Annotated in this window: 12 protein-coding genes; 4 read left to right on the top strand and 8 right to left on the bottom strand. The window is 68.6% G+C overall.

The genetic code is table 11. From position 1 onward, the window contains the following. The first annotated feature begins 114 nt into the window (after window positions 1-114). From Q0654_RS21560 to Q0654_RS21550, 3 genes are all read left to right on the top strand, one after another. Window positions 115-978: a PhzF family phenazine biosynthesis protein gene (locus Q0654_RS21560; RefSeq protein WP_298857291.1), complete on the top strand. Its 864-nt coding sequence runs from the start codon at window positions 115-117 to the stop codon at window positions 976-978. A gap of 70 nt (window positions 979-1,048) precedes the next feature. Next, window positions 1,049-1,675, top strand: a complete 627-nt coding sequence (gene upp, locus Q0654_RS21555) for a uracil phosphoribosyltransferase (RefSeq protein WP_298857289.1) — start codon at window positions 1,049-1,051, stop codon at window positions 1,673-1,675. A 143-nt stretch (window positions 1,676-1,818) separates the two neighbouring features. After that, window positions 1,819-3,939 carry a GGDEF and EAL domain-containing protein gene (locus Q0654_RS21550; protein ID WP_298857287.1) on the top strand — a complete coding sequence of 707 codons (2,121 nt, stop codon included), beginning with the start codon at window positions 1,819-1,821 and terminating at the stop codon, window positions 3,937-3,939. 67 nt (window positions 3,940-4,006) lie between these two features. Here the strand turns inward: Q0654_RS21550 and lspA are convergent, their stop codons facing one another. The 4 genes from lspA to murJ form a co-directional block, all read right to left on the bottom strand. Next, window positions 4,007-4,513, bottom strand: coding sequence for a signal peptidase II (lspA, locus tag Q0654_RS21545; protein ID WP_298857285.1), 507 nt, complete (start codon window positions 4,511-4,513; stop codon window positions 4,007-4,009). After that, on the bottom strand, window positions 4,513-7,341 hold the full coding sequence (ileS, locus tag Q0654_RS21540) for an isoleucine--tRNA ligase (RefSeq protein WP_298857321.1): 2,829 nt from the start codon (window positions 7,339-7,341) through the stop codon (window positions 4,513-4,515). The genes lspA and ileS overlap by 1 nt, the downstream gene beginning before the upstream one ends. A gap of 56 nt (window positions 7,342-7,397) precedes the next feature. Further along, complete coding sequence (locus Q0654_RS21535; RefSeq protein WP_298857283.1) at window positions 7,398-8,375, bottom strand: bifunctional riboflavin kinase/FAD synthetase; 978 nt, start codon at window positions 8,373-8,375, stop codon at window positions 7,398-7,400. Between the two features lie 364 nt (window positions 8,376-8,739). Further along, window positions 8,740-10,347 carry a murein biosynthesis integral membrane protein MurJ gene (gene murJ, locus Q0654_RS21530; RefSeq protein ID WP_298857281.1) on the bottom strand — a complete coding sequence of 536 codons (1,608 nt, stop codon included), beginning with the start codon at window positions 10,345-10,347 and terminating at the stop codon, window positions 8,740-8,742. A gap of 401 nt (window positions 10,348-10,748) precedes the next feature. On the opposite strand from murJ, the gene rpsT reads away from it, so the two are divergent. After that, window positions 10,749-11,012, top strand: coding sequence for a 30S ribosomal protein S20 (rpsT, locus tag Q0654_RS21525; protein ID WP_091243082.1), 264 nt, complete (start codon window positions 10,749-10,751; stop codon window positions 11,010-11,012). 487 nt (window positions 11,013-11,499) lie between these two features. Here rpsT and pyrF read toward each other — a convergent pair whose 3' ends face one another. The 4 genes from pyrF to Q0654_RS21505 form a co-directional block, all read right to left on the bottom strand. Further along, the gene (pyrF, locus tag Q0654_RS21520) at window positions 11,500-12,210 is read right to left on the bottom strand and encodes an orotidine-5'-phosphate decarboxylase (RefSeq protein WP_298857277.1); all 711 of its coding nucleotides are present in this window, start codon (window positions 12,208-12,210) and stop codon (window positions 11,500-11,502) included. 387 nt (window positions 12,211-12,597) lie between these two features. Then, on the bottom strand, window positions 12,598-14,580 hold the full coding sequence (locus Q0654_RS21515; RefSeq protein WP_298857275.1) for a UvrD-helicase domain-containing protein: 1,983 nt from the start codon (window positions 14,578-14,580) through the stop codon (window positions 12,598-12,600). A gap of 101 nt (window positions 14,581-14,681) precedes the next feature. Next, window positions 14,682-17,168, bottom strand: a complete 2,487-nt coding sequence (locus tag Q0654_RS21510) for an Ig-like domain-containing protein (protein ID WP_298857273.1) — start codon at window positions 17,166-17,168, stop codon at window positions 14,682-14,684. Then, complete coding sequence (locus tag Q0654_RS21505; RefSeq protein ID WP_298857271.1) at window positions 17,165-17,737, bottom strand: hypothetical protein; 573 nt, start codon at window positions 17,735-17,737, stop codon at window positions 17,165-17,167. The genes Q0654_RS21510 and Q0654_RS21505 overlap by 4 nt, the downstream gene beginning before the upstream one ends. Window positions 17,738-17,846 lie beyond the last annotated feature (109 nt).

Here is a 17,846-nt window from a genome sequence, read left to right as displayed (position 1 = left end):
GCCTCGGCCATGTTCCAAGCGGCCACGTTTCGGGCAGCAACACAGCGCCGGAAGTTTGACGCAGACCTCGCGATCCTGCCCAATCGCAAGCTCCGCCTGCCGATGGAACCCCAGATGCGCGTCCGCGACTTCGCCCAGATCGACGTCTTCGCCTGCCGCCCCTTCGGCGGCAATCCGGTCGCCGTGGTGCTCAATGCCGAGGGCCTCGACGGCGCCAGCATGCAGCGCCTCGCCCGCTGGACCAATCTGTCCGAAACGACCTTCGTGCTGCCGCCCGAAACGCCTGGCGGCAGCTACCGCGTGCGCATCTTCACCCCGCGCCAGGAGCTGCCCTTCGCCGGCCATCCCAGCATCGGCACGGCACATGTGGTGCTGGAGGCCGGTCTCGCTGCGCCCGATGCGCAGGGACAGCTGATCCAGGAATGTGCTGCCGGCCGCCTGCCGCTGCGTTTGCGCGGTGAGGGTGCGACGCGCGAGCTGTTCGTGCGCCTGCCGGAGCCGAAACTCACCCCGCTGGCCGCCATCGACCAGGCCCAGCTGGAAGCGGCGCTCGCAGCGCCGCTGACACCCGCCGCCGCCGTCAATGTCGGTCCGGTGTGGATCGTCGCGGGTCTTGCTTCCGGCGAAGCAGTGCGTGCGCTGCAGCCGGATCTGCCGGCGCTGACCCGGCTCAGCCTTGCCACCGGCGCGGTCGGCATCAGCGTCTATGGCCGCGACGGCAGCGGCGAGGCCGATCTGGTGGTGCGCAGCTTCGTGCCGGCCGACGGCATCCCCGAGGATCCTGTCTGCGGCAGCGGCAATGGTGCGATCGGCGCCTACCTGCAGGCCCGCGGCGCCCTGCCCGCCTCCAGCTACGCCAGTAGCCAGGGGCGTGAATGCGGCCACGACGGCCGCGTCCGCGTCGAGGTCGATGGCGAAGGACGGCTGTGGATCGGCGGCCAGGCCCGCACCTGCATCCGCGGGCATATCGAGGCCTGACGCGCCACGCTTGCCTCGCGCGCGCGGATGGGGTGGGATGCCCGGCAGTCCACGCGTCCGAGAGCCGCCCATGCCCGTCGTCGAAGTCCGTCATCCCCTGATTCAGCACAAGCTCGGCCTGATGCGCGAGGCGCACATCAGCACCCGCGAGTTCCGCACCCTGGCCGGTGAAGTCGCCTCGCTGCTGACCTACGAAGCCACCAAGGACCTGGAAACCGAAGACGAGGTGATCGAGTGCTGGTCCGGGCCGGTGACGGTGCAGCGGATCAAGGGCAAGAAGATCACCATCGTGCCGATCCTGCGCGCGGGCCTGGGCATGCTGCCGGGCGTGCTGGAGCTGATCCCGGCGGCGCGCGTCAGCGTGGTCGGCATCGCCCGCGACGAAGACAGCCTGCGGCCGGTGACCTACTACGAGAAACTCAGCGGCCACATGGACGAGCGCACCGCGCTGATCGTCGACCCCATGCTGGCCACCGGCGGCACCCTGATCGCCACCATCAAGCTACTGAAGGACGCCGGCTGCAAGCGGATCAAGGGCCTGTTCCTGGTCGCCGCGCCCGAGGGCCTGCAGCGCCTGGCCGACACCCACCCCGACGTCGAACTCTATACCGCCTCGATTGACGAACGGCTCAACGAACACGGGTACATCCTGCCGGGACTGGGCGACGCCGGCGACAAGATCTTCGGCACCAAGTAGGCGTGCGCCCGCACGCCCTGCGGCAGGCGCGATTCGTGCTTGGCCAGGCTCTTGATTGAAGATCGACTGGACGCCACTGACCGCCCATGCTGAGCCAAGCCCCCAGCTTCCCGAACCCGCCAACGCCCGCGACTGAGCTCGGGGTGGACACGCAGGCAAACGCGCACCTGGCATTCCGCGAGCTGGTCGAGGGCCTGCCGCTGGCGATGTACCGCATCGACCGCGAAGGGTGTCTGCGCTACACCAACCCGCAGATGCTCGCCCTGCTCGGCTGCAGTGCCGGGCAGGCGCTCGGACTGCGGGCCGAGGACGTGTATCCGCCCGACCTCGCCCGGGCCTACCGCGAGGACGACCGGCGGGTGATGGAGCTGGGCGAGACCCTGGTGCGGATCGAGGATCACCGCATCCCCAGGACCGGCGAACTGCGCCGCGTCTGGGTCTGCAAGGTGCCGCTGTACGACAGCACGGGGACGGTGATCGGCCTGCAGGCCGCCTTCCACGACCTGACCGAGCTGCTGCAGGACATCGAGGAGCTGCGGCTGGCGGCGGCCGTGCTCGACTCGGCCCAGCAGGCGGTGATGATCACCGACCTCGAGGGCCGCATCCTGCGGGTCAATCCGGCTTTCGAGCGCATCACCGGCTATGCGGCGACCGAAGTGCTGGGCGCGACGCCGAGGGTGCTGTCTTCGGGCCAGCAGGGCGCGGAGTTCTACGAGCGCATGTGGGCCTCGCTGCGCGAGGGCGGCCACTGGCACGGAGAGCTGGTGAACCGCCGCCGCGACGGCAGCCTGTACACGCAACAGATGACGGTCTCGACCGTGCGCGATCCGCACGGCCAGGCCGGGCATTACGTCGCGATGTTCCTCGACGTCAGCGAAGCGAAGCTGGCGGCGCAGCAGATCCAGCACCTCGCCCACCACGACGCCCTGACCGGCCTGCCCAATCGCGTGCTGCTGCGCGATCGCCTGCAGCAGGCGCTGGTGCAGGCGCAGCGCCACCGGCAGTGCGTGGCCGTGCTGTTCATCGACCTCGACCACTTCAAGCACGTCAATGACGCCCACGGCCATCATGTCGGCGACCTGCTGCTGCAGCAGGCGGCGCGCCGCATCAGCCTGGCCCTGCGCGCCAGCGACACGGTCTCGCGCCAGGGCGGCGACGAGTTCATCGCCCTGCTGCCGGATCTGAAAGACCCCCAGGACGCGGTCCCGGCATGCCAGTCGCTGCTGCGCGCGCTGTCGACGCCCTTCCAGGTCGAAGGCCACAGCCTGCATCTGTCCGCGAGCATCGGCGTGGCCAGCAGTCCGGCCGACAGCGAGGACATCGATACCCTGCTGCGCTGCGCCGACATGGCGATGTATGAGGCCAAGAATGCTGGCCGCAACCGCGCCCAGTTCTTCCGCAGCGAGCTGGAGGAGCGCGCACGCCGAACGGCACGGATGGAGTCGGAGCTGCGCAACGCCCTGCGCGAACGTCAGTTCTACGTCGAACTGCAGCCGCAGATCGAGCTTTCGAGCAACGCGATCAACTGCGTCGAGGCCCTGGTGCGCTGGCAGCATCCGGAGCGCGGCCGGGTCGGGCCCCTCGAGTTCATCCCCTTCGCCGAGGAGAGCCACCTCATCGTCGATCTGGGCATCGAAGTCATCCGCCTGGCCTGCGAGGCCCGTGCTGCGCTGCACGGCGATCTCGACGACAGCGTGCCGGTCGCCATCAACGTCTCCGCACTGCAGCTGGCCGACCCGGGCTTTCTCGAACGCTTCAACGAGGAAGTCGACCGCCATGCGCTGAGCGGCCACCAGATCGAACTGGAGATCACCGAGCGCGCCCTGGTCGCCGATATCGAAACCACGCGCGCCCTGCTGCAGCGGCTGCGGGTGCTGGGGGTCAAGGTCGCCATCGACGACTTCGGCACGGGCTATTCCAACCTGGCCCTGCTGCACCGTCTGCCGCTGTCGCGGCTGAAGATCGACCGCAGCTTCATCACCGACATCGACAGCCGGCGCAGCGCACAGGAGATCTGCCGCGCGATCTGTGCCCTGGCGAGCAGCCTGGAGCTGAAGGTCGTCGCCGAAGGGGTCGAGTCGTCCCCGCAGCTTGAGCTGATCCGCGGACTCGGCTGCGACACGGGCCAGGGTTATGCGTTCGCCAAACCCATGCGGCTGCAGGAGCTGCGGCGCTGGCTGAAGGCGCACCGGCATGGCGCGGGCGGCTTCGGTCGCGGCCTGGAGCCAGGATCAGGTTCCAGTGGGCCAGGGCCCCGCCCATGACGCACCGCGTGGCTCGCAGCCGTTGTCGCGCGGCCCGACTACCGGACTTCAGGCCCGAGCGCAGGCACTACTTCGCCGCCTCGCGCGCACCGAAGCCTGAAATGGCGATCAGCACCGCGCCGACCACGATCGCCGAGTCGGCGATATTGAAGGCCGGCCAGTGGTGCACGTCGTAGTAGACGTCGATGAAGTCGACCACGTAGCCGAAGCGCAGGCGATCGATCAGGTTGCCGACCGCGCCGCCGATCACCAGCGCAAACGGCAGGGCCTGCTTCCAGTCCGCGCGCGGCAGGCGCGACAGCCAATACGCCAGCAGGCTGCTGATCACCACCGCCAGCCCGCTGAACAGCCATTTCTGCCAGCCGCCGGCATTGCCGAGGAAGCTGAAGGCCGCCCCGTAGTTGTAGAGCAGGGTCCAGTTGAGGACGCCGTCGATCACCGGCACTGGGCGGTTGTACTCGAGCGCGCCCAGCGCCACCTGCTTGGTCCACTGATCCAGCGCGATCACCACGATCGACAGCGCCAGCCAGACCAGGGCGCTGTCGCGCAGCGCGGGCTTCGTGGCTCCGGTCATCAGAAGAACAGCCTCTGCTCGCCGGCGCCATCGACGTTGTCGACACAGCGGCCGCACAGCTCGGGATGCCCGGCGTGCTGGCCGACGTCCTCGCGGTAGTGCCAGCAGCGCACGCACTTCGCCGCCTCGCTGGGCCGCGCCTCGACGTGCACGTCCATGCCTTCGACCTTGGCGATCTCGCCGTCGATTGCCGGCTCGGACGAAGCCGGCACCAGGCTGAGTTCGGAGGTGATGAACAGGAAGCGCAGCTCGTCCTGCAGGTCGCCGAGCTTGGCGCCGAGGCCCTTCGAGGTGTCGATATGCACGGCCGCGCGCGCCTGCAGCGAGGCGCCCAGCTTGCCGGCCTTGCGCATGGGCTCCAGCAGGGCCCCGAGTGCGGCGCGGATCTTCAGCAGGGCTTCGAAATCGTCCGCGCTCAAGGCGGCATCGGCCGGCAGCGGCGCAAGACCCTCGTGCCAGGTCTCGAACAGTACCGACGCGCCGCGCGCGCCCGGCAGGTGCTGCCAGATCTCCTCGGCGGTGAAGCTCGTGATCGGTGCGATCCAACGCACCATCGCTTCGAGGATATGGAACATCGCGGTCTGCGCCGAGCGGCGGCCGCGGCTGTCCTCCTGCATGGTGTACAGGCGATCCTTGGTCACGTCCAGATAGACCGCGCCCAGCTCGTTGATGCAGAACTGCTGCACGGCCTGGACGATGTCGAGGAACTCGTAGTCGTCGTAGGCGCGCAGGATGCGCTGCTGCAGCGCATGCGCCGCCGCCACCGCCCAGCGATCGAGCAGCAGCAGTTCGTCCAGCGGCAGCAGATCGCGCGCGGGATCGAAGCCGTCGAGATTGCCGAGGAGGAAGCGCGCGGTGTTGCGGATGCGTCGGTAGGCGTCGGTGGTGCGCTTCAGGATCTCGTCGCTGACCGACATCTCATTGCGGTAGTCGGTGGACGCCACCCACAGGCGCAGCACGTCGGCGCCCAGGGTATCCATCACTTTCTGCGGAGCGACCACGTTGCCCAGCGACTTCGACATCTTGCGGCCCTGCGCATCGACGGTGAAGCCATGCGTCAGCACGTGGTTGTAGGGGGCCTTCGCGTACATGCCAGCCGAGGTCAGCAGCGAGGAATGGAACCAGCCGCGGTGCTGGTCCGAGCCTTCCAGGTACATCACGCGGTAGTCGTCGACGCCCTTGCCGGAGAGTTCCTCTCGCGCCTCGACCACGCAGCGGTGGGTGACGCCGGAATCGAACCACACATCAAGGATGTCGGTGACGCGGTCGTACTGGTCCGCCTCGGCGCCGATCAGCTCGGCCGCGTCGAGGTCGTACCAGACATCCACGCCACCTTCCTGCACGCGGTCGGCGACGCGGCGCATGATCGCGACGCTGTCCGGGTGGATCTCACCGCTGATCTTGTGCACGAACAGCGCGATCGGCACGCCCCAGGTGCGCTGGCGGCTGATGCACCAGTCGGGGCGGTTCTCGATCATGCCGTGGATGCGCTCCTGGCCCCATTCCGGCACCCAACGCACCTTCGGGATCGCATCGAGTGCGGCGCGGCGCAGGCCGTTGACGTCCATGCTGATGAACCACTGCGGGGTGGCGCGGAAGGCCACCGGCGTCTTGTGTCGCCAGCAGTGCGGATAGCTGTGCAGCAGCTCGCCCAACGCCAGCAGCACGCCACGCTCGCGCAGGGCTTCAATGATCGAGGCATTCGCCTTCCAGATGAACTGGCCTTCGACCAGGGGCGTGCCCGGCAGGAACACGCCATTGCCGCCGACCGGGTTGATCTCGGCCGCACTGTACTGCTCGGTGATGCCGTACTTGGCGCAGACCGCGAAGTCCTCCTGGCCGTGGCCGGGCGCGGTGTGCACTGCACCCGTACCGGCATCGGTGGTGACGTGCTCACCCAGCAGCACCGGCACTTCGCGCATGGCGATGAAGGGATGCTTGAGCTTGAAGCCTTCCAGAGCAGCGCCCTTGGCACGACCGAGCACAACGGGCTCATTCAGGCCGTAGCGCTCGCCGACGTCTTCGAGCAGGGCTTCGGCGACGACCACGCGCACCGGTGAATGGCCATCACCGGTCGCTTCCACCAGCACGTAGTCGAGTTCAGCGCCCAGGCTCACCGCGAGGCTGGCCGGCAGGGTCCAGGGCGTGGTGGTCCAGATCGGGATCGCGATCGGCGCGCCGTCCGTTCCGACGCCGAACACAGCGGCGATCGCCACCTGATCTACAGCCACGTAGGCCACATCGATCATCGGCGAGGTCTTGTCGGCGTACTCGATCTCGGCCTCGGCCAGGGCCGAGCCGCAGTCGAAGCACCAGTGCACGGGCTTGGCGCCACGCGAGAGATGACCGTTCTCGACGATCTTCGCCAGCGCGCGAAGCATGTCGGCTTCGAACGAGAAGTCCATCGTGCGGTAGGGGTTCTCCCAGTCGCCGAGCACGCCGAGGCGCTTGAAGTCCCGGCGCTGCAGTTCGATCTGCTCGGCGGCGAACTCGCGGCACTTCGCGCGGAAGGTGCGGGCGTCGACCTTCTGTCCGACCTTGCCGACCTGCTTCTCCACCGCCAGCTCGATCGGCAGGCCGTGGCAGTCCCAGCCCGGCACATAGGGCGCGTCGTAGCCGGACAGCAGCTTCGACTTGACCACCATGTCCTTCAGGATCTTGTTCACCGCGTGACCGATATGGATCGAGCCATTCGCGTACGGCGGGCCGTCGTGCAGCACGAAGCGCTTGCTTCGGCCTTTGGTCTTCTCGCGGATCTGCTGGTAGCGGCCGGCAGCCTCCCAGGCGGCGAGCATGTCGGGCTCGCGCTTGGGCAGGTCGCCGCGCATGGCGAAGGCGGTTTCCGGCAGATGGATGGTGGGCTTGTAGTCTTTCGGTTCCGAACTCACGCCGGGCTCCAGCTTGCAGGACGGCCGCGCGCGGCCGCGGGGACAGAGGACAGGATCTCGCGCGCCCGGGCCGCATCGCGGTCCATCTGCACGATCAGGGCGGGAAGATCCGGGAAATTCAGCTCGTCGCGCAGTTTGGCGACGAACTCGATCGAGAGGCGACGTCCGTAGAGGTCGCCACTGAAGTCGAATATGTGGGTTTCGAGCAGGGGCTCCCTGCCCTGCACCACCGGCCGCGTGCCGAGGCTGGCCACGCCGGCCAGCGGCGCGTCGGCGATGCCATGCGCGCGCACCGCATACACGCCCCACAGCGCAGGCAGGCAGCGGCCGAAGCGCTGGTTGGCGGTCGGATAGCCCAAGGTGCGGCCGAGCTGCTGTCCACGCACCACGCGGCCAGAAATCGCATAGGGCCGACCGAGCAGACTGGACGCCAGCTCCAGCGCGCCGGCCGACAGCGCATCGCGGATGCGCGAGCTGGACACGCGCTCGCCGTCGACGCAGGTGACGATGTCCAGCGAATGCGCGACGAAGCCAAGCTCCGCACCCATCCGCTTCAGCAGCTCGACGTCGCCGGCGCGGCCACGACCGAAGCGGAAGTCCGGGCCCACCCACACCTCGCGCGCATTCAGGCGTTCGACCAGCACCTTGCGCACGAAGTCCTCGGCCGACATCGACGCCAGCGCCGCGTTGAACCTCAGCAGGCCAACGGCATCGCAGCCCAGCGCGGCCAGGCCCTCGAAGCGCGAGCGCGGCAGCTGCAGGCGTGCGGGCGGGTTGGCGCGGGCGAAGTGTTCGCGCGGCAGCGGCTCGAAGCTGAGCGCGATGGCCTCACGCCTTGAGGCGCGCGCACGCGCCACCACCTCGCCCAGGAGGGCGCGGTGGCCGAGGTGCAGTCCATCGAAGGCACCGACGCAGACGATGCTGCCGCGCGGCGCGATGCAGGGCCCGAGCGGGTCGCGGAATAGGCGGGTCATGGGGGGCGGAGTATAGCGGCGCGCCATGGGCGCGCCGCTCGGATTCGGGATTGGGGATTCGGGATTCGCTGGGGCGGCTGCGGTGGGCTTGGGCTTTCGCCCTGTGGGGACCCGCTGCGAGCGACTCGATTGCCGGGCACCCAGTCGCACCGAATCAGGCCCCTCTCCCACAAGGGGAGAGGGGAGATCTGCCTCAGGCTCTAGGAGCCTGTCGGGCTTTGGATGGCCGGGCTGCAAGTCCGTCTGCGCGGTCCATCTTTCCGCCAATTCTTGACCCATAGCGCTGCTATGGGCCCGCAAATCGCCGAAAACCTGCCCGCTCGCAGCCGAACTTTCGCCTCGACCACCAAAGCCCGACAGGCTCCTAGCCTGGCGCTTCCCTCAAGTCTCGCGGTCGGAACCCCAGCGCCAGCATCACCAGGCCGAAGACTGCCGCACCGCCGCCGACCAGCACGGCGAGTCGCCAGCTGCGGCCCTGCCAGCCGTAGAGGCCGAACTCTGGCCACAGCTGCAGGCCGGCCCACAGCGCCGCCGCCATCGCCGCGCAGGCGAGGCCCAGGCGCAGCAGGTGGCGGCTCCAGCCAGGCTGCGCGCGATACACGCCCTGGCGCCGCAGCACCCAGGCCAGCAGCAGCAGGTTCAGCCAGCCCGAGGCCACGCTGGCCGCGGACAGGGCGAGATGCAGGCCCGGCAGCGCAGCCAGCTTCTCGAACACGCTCAGGCCTGGCGCGAACTCGTCGGCACGCCACCACAGCAGAGCGGCGAGGAAGGCGATGTTGAAGCCCATGTTGGCGATCATCGCAAGGATGCCGATCTTGACCGGGGTGGCAGTGTCCTGGCGGGCATAGAAGGCGGGTGCGACGACCTTGATCAGCACAAAGGCCGGCAGGCCGAGGCTGACGGTCATCAGCGACAGCGCCACCATCCGCGTATCGAAGGCGGTGAAAGCGCCGTACTGCAGCAGAGTGGCGAGGATGGGCTCAGCCAACAGCATCAGACCCAGCATCGCCGGCAGCGCGATCAGCAGCGCCATGCGCAGGCCCCAGTCCAGCGCGCGCGAGAAGCCTGCAGGGTCGGTACCGACGTGATGCCTCGACAGCGCCGGCAGGATCACTGTGCCCAGTGCGACGCCGAAGATGCCGAGCGGAAACTCCAGCAGACGATCGGTCTGCGCCAGCCACGTCTGCGAACCGGCGATCAGGAAGGCCGCGATCACCGTGTCCAGCAGCAGATTGACCTGGGCCACCGAACTGCCGAACAGGGTCGGCACCATCAGCTTCAGGATCCGCCGCACGCCGGCATGCGCGCCGCCCCAGGCGGGCCAGACCAGCAGGTCCAGCCGGCGCAGGGCCGGAAACTGCACCAGCAACTGGACCACGCCGGCGACCAGGATGGCGATGGCCAGCGCCATCACCGGCACCTCCAGCAGCGGCGCCAGCCACCAGGCAGCGGCGATCATGCAGATGTTCAAGATCATCGGCGTCGCCGCCGGCAGGGCGAAGCGCCCATAGGCATTCAGCGCGCCACCGGCCAGCGCGGTCAGCGAGACGAACAGCAGGAAGGGAAAGGTCACCCGCAGCAGGTCGGCGATCAGATCGACCTTGCCGGCCTCCGCACTCGTGGCCGGCGCGAACAGGCGCGCGATCTCCGGCGCGAACAGCATGCCCAGCGCGGTCACCACCAGCAGCACGGCGCCCAGCGTGCCGGCGGTGCGCGCGATCAGCTCTCGCAGCTCGGCCTGCTCGCGGGTCTGCTTGTACTCGGTGAACACCGGCACGAAGGCCAGCGAGAACGAGCCCTCCGCGAACAGCCGCCTGAAGAAATTGGGGATGCGGAACGCGATCCAGAACGCATCGGTCGCCGCGTTGGCGCCAAAGGTCTGGGCGATGACCATCTCGCGCACCAGCCCCAGGATCCGCGACAGAAAGGTCGGGCCGCTGAAGGAGGCGAGCGAACGGAGGAGGTTGGGCATTTGGGCGGCTGTGCCGGCGCGGCGGCGTTGCCGCCGCCGCGCGGGATTGGGGATTGGGGATTGGGGATTCGTAAAGCGGACAACCACGGGCGCGGCGAAGCGGCGGGGTCGCTTTGCATCAAAGCTTGCACAGCCGCAAGGCTACCCCAGCCCAGACCTCACGCCACACGCTCGGTCAACCACGCTTCGCGGCGAGGGTAAGCAAAGCCCGGGGCTGCGAGTCTCCGCGCCCGGCCCGACCTTCGGTCGAATCCCCAATCCCGAATCCCGAATCCCAGCTGTCCAATCCCCAATCCCGAATCCCGTCCGGGCGCACGGCGCCCGGATTGACGCGCCCTCGCCTCCCCCGCATACTTGCGCGTCTTGTCCCGCCCTTACCGCTACGCCTCGAGGAGTTTCCCTTGGCCAATATCAAGTCCGCTAAGAAGCGCGCGAAGCAGTCCGAAGTTCGCCGCGCCCGCAATGCCAGCGCCCGCTCCATGGTGCGCACCACGATCAAGAAGGTCATCAAGGCGATCGACACCGGCGCCGCCGATGCCGCCCGCGCCGCACTGGCCGCTGCCGAGCCGGTCCTTGACCGCTACGCTGCTCGCGGTCTGATCCACAAGAACAAAGCTGCCCGCCACAAGAGCCGCCTCACGGCGCGCATCAAGGCGATGGCGTAAGTATCGAGCCGCGCAGCGGTGTCGGGACAGCAGAAAGCCGGCCTTCGGGCCGGCTTTTTTGTTGCCCGCGATTCGAATCGTGCGTCGGGAGCACCCACAAACAAGAACGGGAGCCCCCTGGGACTCCCGTCAAGCCGGATCGAGGCCGGCGTTTTCTTGTTGTCGGCAGCCCTGTTTGCGGCTGCTCGGCTTTGGGCGCTCGCTGCGGCGGTGAACCGTCAGTGGCAGCAGCAAGCCTAGAGCAGGCCGAATGCTGATGCAATACCTGAAATAGGTCATGCATCACACTGAGAAGAAAGACTTTCCTGACTGCAACCTGACCCTCACTTGCGCGCCAGCCCAGGGCTTCTCTTCCCTCTCCCCTTGCAGGAGAGCGGTCGAGGGAGAGGGGTGAAGGCCGCCTCAAGCTCGCCCATTCACCGCCGCGACACCGCAGCACTCGCTCTCGACGGAGAGCGTTGCCGCATCGGCTGGGGACATCTGCCGCTCAGGTGGCTTCCAGCGCCGCCTCGATTTCATCGACGATCGCATTCGCCGCCAGCCGCGGATCCGCCGCCTGGCGGATCGGCCGCCCCACCACGATGTAGTCGGCGCCCGCGGAAAAGGCTTCGGCCACGCCAACGGTGCGCTTCTGGTCGTCGCCGGCCGGGCCGCCGGGGCGGATGCCCGGGCAGACGATCAGGAAATCCGAGCCGCGCGCGGCGCGCAGCATGCCAGCTTCCTGGCCCGAGGCGATCACGCCATGGCAGCCGGCGGCCTGCGCCAGCGCCGAGCGCGCCAGCACCTGTTCGACCGGCGTTCGGCTGATGCCGTCGGCCTGAAGGTCTTCGGCATCCATCGAGGTCAGCACGGTCACCGCGAGAATCTTCATCGCACCCGCAGCCTCCGCGGCGGCGCGCATCATCGCCGGCTGTTGGCCGTGGATGGTGCAGAAGTCGACGGGCCAGCGCGACAGGCCGCGCACGGCATGCCCCACGGTAGCCGGCACATCGTGGAACTTGAGGTCGACGAAGATGCGTTTGCCGGCATCCGCAAGCTTCTCCAGCACGCGGAAGTAGTCGCCCGAGCTGAGCAGCTCCATGCCGATTTTGTAGAACGCGACGCTGTCGCCCAGGCGCTCGATCCAGGCGTCGGCCTCGATGGCGGTGGAAACATCGAGGGCGAAGATCAGGCGCTGGCGCGCGGGGACATGGCTCATGGCGTACTCGGGCAGCGGGGGCCTGCGCATTCTAGTCGGCCACCGCGAGTGCGAGGCAGCGCGATTCGCGGACAAGATTCGGCACGCGCATGGCACGCAGGCGAACACGGATGAGCAGTCGCCCGTCGATGAGCTCAATGCACAGGAAAACAAGGTGGGGCGCGGGTCCGACATGAGCCGCATGCGGTTGTCGGGCAAATGGCCAGAATCAAGCTCCGGTGGGCCAGGGCCCACCCTATGCGGGAGACAGTTCGGCAGTTTGGGCCGGGAGCCGCCCAAGGTCGTGGGCTCGAACCACACTGCACGAAGCGGGCGGGCCGCAGGACAGCTGAAGCTGGGAGCCCGCTCGCGCAGAACGCGGCGGGCAACCCCAAAACCCGTGGCGATTCAGTCGTTGAACAGAGCCGCCAGCTTGGCCAGACTCGCCGCCGCCACGTCCTCGCGGCGCTCGGCATCCTTCTCGGCATCGCGGCCGACCCAGTGCAGTTCGGCGGCCGGGATTTCGGAGAGGAAGCGACTGGGTTCGTTCTTCGAGACCTCGCCGAAACGCTTGGCGCGCTTGGGATACGAGAGGTGCAGCAGCTCCTTGGCGCGGGTGATGCCCACGTACATCAGTCGGCGCTCTTCCTCGACCTTGCCTTCGTCGAGGCTGGCGTCATGCGGCAGCGAGCCCTCGTGCACGCCGACGATGAAGACGTAGCGGAACTCCAGGCCCTTGCTGCCGTGCAGGCTCATCAGGCGCACGCTCTCGCCCGGATCATCGCGATCCGCATGACTCAGCAGGGCCAGCTGAGCCGCCAGTTCGCCCGGCCCGCCGCCACCGCGCGCGGCTTCAAGCCAGCCGGCCAGCTCTTCCAGGTTGCCGCGTCGACGCTGGAACAGGCTGTCGTCTCGCGAGGTCGCGCGCACCTCGGCGAGCAGGCCGGAATCCTCGATCAGCTTGCGGCAGAGGTCCGCCGCCGGCAGCGCGTTGGACAGCTGGCGGAAGCGGCGGATCAGCTGCACAAAGCCATCCAGCGCCGCCGCTGGTCGCGCCGGCAGCACCTTCAGCACATCGTTGCGCTCGGCGGCCTTGAGCAGGCTCTCGTGGCGCTGGCCGGCGAGCTCGCCGAGCTTGGCCAGGGTGGTGCTGCCGATCTCGCGCTTGGGCGAGGTCACCGCGCGCAGGAAGGCGGCATCGTCGTCGGGATTCGCGACGAGTCGCAGCCAGGCGAGGGTGTCCTTGACCTCGCCGCGATCGAGGAAGGCCGTGCCGCCAGCGAGGTGGTAGGGAATGCGCAGCAGCTGCAGGGCTTTCTCCAGCGGCCGCGACTGGTGGTTGCCGCGGAACAGCACGGCGAAATCACTCCAGGGCGCGCGGTGCTTCTCGGCGAGATGCGAGATCTCGGAAGCCACGCGCTCGGCCTCGTGCTCGTCGTCGCGGCACTCGAACACGCGGATCGGCTCGCCCTCGCGGTGCTCGCTCCACAGCGCCTTCAGATGCTCGTGCGGGTTGTTGGCGATCAGCGCATTCGCCGCGCGCAGGATGCGCTTGGCGCAGCGGTAGTTCTGCTCCAGCTTGATCAGCCGCAGGTTCGGATAGTCGACGCTGAGCTGGTTCAGGTTCTCGGGGTTCGCGCCACGCCAGGCGTAGATCGACTGGTCGTCATCGCCGACGCAGGTGAACATGCCGCGCGGCCCGGCCAGCAGCTTGACCATCGCGTACTGCGCCGGGTTGCTGTCCTGGTACTCGTCGACCAGCAGGTAGCGCAGTCGCTCGCGCCAGGTCCGCTGCAGGTCTTCGCTGCCGGCGAGCAGGGCCACCGGCAGGCGGATCAGATCGTCGAAGTCCAGCGCGTTGAAGGCGCCCAGACGTCGCTGGTATTCGGCATAGATCTCCGCCGCCTCGCGCTCGCGCGGACTGCGCGCCGCGGCCATCGCCTGCTCGGGGCTGAGCACATCGTTCTTGGCGCGCGAGATCAGGCCGCGCACGCCATCGACTACATCAGGCTTGGCGCCCTTGGGCAGCAGTTCCTTGAGCAGCGACGTGCTGTCGTCGGAATCGAAGATCGAAAACCCGCGACGCAGGCCGGCCGCCTCGTGCTCGATCTGCAGGAACTTGAGCCCCATCGAGTGGAAGGTGCAGACCGTCAGCTCCTGCGCCTGCTCGGACTTCATCAGCTTGCCGACGCGCTCGCGCATCTCGCGCGCGGCCTTGTTGGTGAAGGTGATCGCGGCGATCTTGTTGGGCGCCAGATGGTCCTCGCGCACCAGCCGCACGATCTTCTCGGTGATCACCTTGGTCTTGCCCGAACCGGCGCCGGCCAGCACGAGCAAAGGGCCACTGCGATAGGCCACCGCGGCGGCCTGCTGGGGATTCAATCCGGACATGCGAGGGGATCTGTAGCGGACGGCCGGGTGCGGCCTTGGGGCCTCATTCTAGTGGTCGTGCCAGCCGCGCGGCGATCCGGCATGCCCGGGCAGCGGGTGCCTCAGTCGCCCTGCACGCCCGCCTCGATCGCCTCCAAGCCGCTGGCGAACAGCGCATCCGCGTCAACGAGGTGGGCGGCCACTGCAGACGCGGGCTCGAAATCGACGCTGCCGGCATAGCTGAACTGCAGGCTGCGCGGCCCTGCAGCACCGAGGCCCAGCGCGCAGCCGCCCGCCGCCAGCGCAGCGCTGCAGCTCTCGCCCGGCCCCGCAGTGACCGTGACCATGCCCTCGGGGCTACCGGCAGCCGGCGCCAGAACGTCGAGCGCCCAGCGCACCTGCAGCGTCGAATCGACCGGGGACGGCTGCGGATACAGGCCGATCACCCGCAATGCGGTCGCCCCACGCAGCACGCTCTGGCTGCCGCTGGCGCTGCTGGTGAGGAAGTTGCCGCTGCCGTCATAGGTGGCCTGAAGCATCCGCGTTCCGGCCCCGGCCGAGACCAGCCGGCAGCTGCCGGCACCGCCCGAGAGGAAAGCCGTGCAGCCGCTCGCCGCTTCGCTGATCTGCACGCTGCCATCGGGGACGACATTCGCGCTCTCGACGCGCACCAGTACGTCATACGGCTGGCCGACTCGCACCGGCGTCGGACTTACCGACTCGATCCGCGTGCTGGTGCCGGCGGCGATGACCTGGTGCGACAGGCTGGCGCTGGCGGCATTGAAGTCCGCCGTCTGCGCGAAGTTGAGATTGAGGCTGCGGCTGCCCACCCCGAACAGGGTCAGGCTGCAGGCGCCGCTGGCGGCGCTGGCGCTGCAGCTTTCGCCGCCCGGCACCGCCTGCACCGTCACCGTGCCCATCGGCGTCGCGGTGCTGGGGGCCACGCTGGCCAGCGCGAAACTGACGCTCACCGTCCGCCCGTGCGCCGATGGCGCGGGCTGTACGCCGCCGCTGGCGAAGACCGTGCTGGCACGGCTGATCACGTGGCTGGCGCTGCCGCTGCTGGCAGCGAAACTGCCGCTGGGCGTATAGCTTGCGCTCAAGGTGCGCGTCCCCGCGCTGGTGGACGGCAGAGCGCAGCTCATGCTGCCGGCCGACAGCGTCGCCTGGCAGCTGTTGCTGCCGTCGCTGACCTGCACGCTGCCGGTCGGCGTGCCGCTGTTCGCGGTCACGCTGACATTGACCGAGTAGCTCTGGCCGACCACGGTGCTGCTGGGCACCCGCGAGGTGATCGTGGTGGTGGTCGCGACCGTATTGCTGATGCTGTGGCTGGCCGTGGCCTCGCTGTAGTCGAAGCCGCCGCGGCCCAGATAACGCGCGGTGAGGATGCGTGGACCAGCGCTGCCGCCCGGCATCACGCAGCTGCCCTGCCCGTTCATGGCGCTGGCCAGCTCGAAGCTGCAGCTGGCGCCCTGGCCGTCGTCCACTTCGACCGTGCCGAAGGGATTGCCGCTGATGCTGATGCCGCTGCCCTTCGAGACGCGCACGCTCACCGTGTAGCCCTGCCCCACCGGGCTCGGATTCGGCGAGGTCGAACTGATCTGGGTCACCGTATTCGGCCCCGGCGAGTAGTACCAGTTGATCTGCGAGTTCATCGCGATCTGCGCCTGGGTGATGCGCCACTGGCTGGTGTTGCCATTGATGGCGGTGGCGCTGACGCCACACACCGCGAAGCCGGTGCTGGTATCGATGCGGATGCGCACATTGCAGTCGGCATTGGACGGGTTGGACAGCCTGCCGACATAGCGCAGGCGGTAGCGGTAATCATCGCTGTTGCCCTGCACGCGATTGAGGCCCGAGCGCGCGAAACGGATCGTCATCAGGTCGTCGTGGTGCAGATGGCGCTTGGCTTCGCGCGGCGGCGTGCCCTGCTGCATCACAGCCTCGGAGTTGGCGAAGCCCAGCGCCGCCATCACGCTGCGGTCGGCATTGGCGGCGAAGCGATGGCCCGAAGGCAGGAAGTTCAACTCGCGCGCCATCGTCGTGCTGTCGGCGACCGGGTTGAACAGGCCCGGGTTGTTCTGTCCGCGCAGGTACCAGTGGAGGTTGACGTCATCCCCGCGCAGGTCGTCGCGCGAGCCGTGGATGCCGTCGCTGCCGGCGCCCTGGTTGAGCACGCCGTCGGGGCCGGGCGCCGACTTGGTGCCGTTGGCCTGCGGATCGTTGAAGCCGGACTCGCTGGCGTGGTTGGCGTGGTTCAGGCCCTGGCAGTGGCCGAGCTCATGCAGCAGCACCGACTCGAAGTCGTAACCCGAAGCGATGTCGGTGGCATTGTTCAGCGCGTAGTTGTCCGCCCCCAGCGAGCGCCCGCGGTTCCAGGTGTCGATGGCCTTGATCACCGCCGGCTCGGCCTGGCTGGTCAGGCTGGCGTTGATGCTGCGATCAAGGCAGACGGTGAGGTCGGGGCGCTCGCCGCCGCTGCCGCTGTAGATCTGCGGGTGGGTGACGGCGTCGGGAAAGTCCTCGGCGAAGATGAAGGCACCGGCTGAGGCCTGACCCACCGCAGTGAGCCCCAGCAGCAGCCCGGTCCAGGCGCGCAAGCGGCTCATCGGGAAGCTCCGGTCGAATCCGCCGGCGTCAGTTCCGGCAAGGCATCCAGCGCCAGCACTTCGCGGATCGCTTCGGCCAGCCGCTCCAGCTCGGCCGAACGCGGGTGCAGCTCGGCCTGCTGGAAGATCGACTCCGCCTTGATCTCCACGACTTCGTCGTCCTGCCACAGACGCAGGACATAGCCAGTGGGATGCGAGACATGGGTGCGCATCAGGGCGCCCTCGGCCAGCGCGTGCGCCTCCATGGCTGCGCGCGCCTCGTCGAGCGCCTGCACCGGGTCGATCGCCCGCAGGACCGGATCGGCTGCACGCGCGCGCAGCCCCGCGAGTCCGGCTTCGTCGAGACGCGCGATGAACTCGCCGGGCGCGCGATGGAAGGGCGGACGCCGCACGCTGACGCAGCCGTCGACCGACACGCGGATGCGGTGCACGCGGTCGAAGCCCTCGCCGCGGTCGCTGGTCACGCGCAGCTCAAGCAGGGGCCTGGAGTCATCGGCGCAGGCGCGTGCTGCCTCGACCGGAGCAGCGAGACAGGCGAGGAGCAGCAGCCAGGGGCGGAGGTCGGTCATTCGCATGCGGACAGCTGGGCGGGAATCCACGTCCAAGTGTCCCCGAATCGAGGCATCGGCAGAGCAAAGCCGCCGACCGGCGCGGCCTCGCGGCTGCCCAATGGCGCGG

The sequence above is a fragment of the uncultured Aquimonas sp. genome, assembly GCF_937888285.1.
Taxonomy (GTDB): domain Bacteria; phylum Pseudomonadota; class Gammaproteobacteria; order Xanthomonadales; family Xanthomonadaceae; genus Aquimonas.
This window is presented reverse-complemented; position numbering and strand designations above follow the sequence as displayed.